The sequence below is a fragment of the Geobacillus sp. CCR genome (genome assembly GCF_052906625.1).
On the sequence record NZ_JBREBQ010000092.1, the window covers coordinates 1 to 1484 of the forward strand.

At 44.5% G+C, this 1484-nt stretch carries 1 protein-coding gene; it reads left to right on the forward strand.

What is annotated here, in order from left to right; all coding sequences use genetic code 11:
• Positions 1–104 precede the first annotated feature (104 nt).
• Positions 105–1295, forward strand: coding sequence for an ISL3 family transposase (locus ACVBDQ_RS17960; RefSeq protein ID WP_011229816.1), 1191 nt, complete (start codon positions 105–107; stop codon positions 1293–1295).
• Positions 1296–1484 lie beyond the last annotated feature (189 nt).

Consider the following 1484-nt stretch of genomic DNA (forward strand, 5'->3'; position numbering starts at 1 on the left):
GGTTCATCACCAAATTTTGTGATTTAGTGACAAAAAAGAGAAAGCACTGACGAGATCCTGGCAATAATGTTAGCGGTGAAATCAACATTAAGGAGGTCTCGTAAGTGCTTTCGATACCACTAGGATTGCCAGAATTTAAAGTGATTAAACAAGAACTTCTTTCCTATGGTTATGCGATTCATGTAGAGAAAACAGAGACACAGGAACGCTGCCCTCATTGTGGGTTTGCCACTTCCTCTGTCCACGACAGACGGACAAGAAAAGTACGGGATTTGGCGATTTTCCATCAACCGGTGTACTTGTTCGTAAAGGTAAAGCGCTATCGGTGCTGGAATTGTTCCCAAGTGTTTTCCGCCTCTTTGGAATCGATTCAACCCAATCAACACTACACCAATCGATTTTGTGAGTACTTGTATGAACTTTGTGAAGGCTCCACCATTCAAGAGGTTAGCCGAAAGCACCGCATCCCATATACGACATTGGAGCGCATCTATTACTTCATTGCATCGAAAAAAGCAAAAGAGCGTCAAACAGCGATAGAAGCATCTTCTCAAGAAGAGATGGTGCTTAGCTTAGATGAAATCGCGGTAAAAAAGGGACATCAGTATGAAACCGTATTGATGGATGCCAAAGCCGGATCGGTCATGGGAATGCATGCCGATCGCCAATGTGACTCCGCCCTCCACTTGTTGAGCCAAAATGTCCTGTCGAAAGAAAGGGTCCAAACGGTGATTCTTGACATGTGGGAACCTTATCATAAGGCGGTTCGCGCCCTGTTTCCATCTGCTTCGATTGTCATCGATAAGTACCATGTGATTCAAAAAGTGACACAAGCCTTGGATCAAGCAAGAAAGGAATTTCCTCCATTGAAAAAGGCTCGATATCTTCTCTTAAAAGGCTGTGAAAAGCTTCGTAAGGACCAACGGCTTCGATTGGACGATATCTTGGAGGAGTATCCGGTACTTTCCATTGCTTATTATCTGAAAGAGTTGTTTCGGGATTTTTACCGAACCGATGGATATAACGAAGCAAAGGAACGCTTGGAAGAATGGATTCAGTTAGCCAAACAGAGCCCTTTTGCTTCTTTTCAGGAAGCAGCCAACACGCTTGAAAGGTGGAAGGAGCCGATTCTTTCCTACTTTTTGTGCCCATATACCAATGCCCGAATCGAGGGGACGAATCACAAGATCAAAAACATCAAACGCCGGGCATATGGCTATCGAAATCGAGAACGGTTTCGTTTGCGTGTATTTCTGGAGTGTACAGGGAACACTACAGGTAGTCAGGCTGCTTAAGCGCTCTCTTCTTCCGCTATCGGTATGATAGTTGGTAGAATGGAACCCGTCAAGGAAAGCACTTGACTGTTTCCATTCTACCAACTTCGTGGTCTGTATGCGGAAGAAGGATCCTGACTGATGAACCGATTTCATCCAGCTAACATATTTCTGGGGTTGAGTGGAAATCACAGAAAATGGTGAAGACCC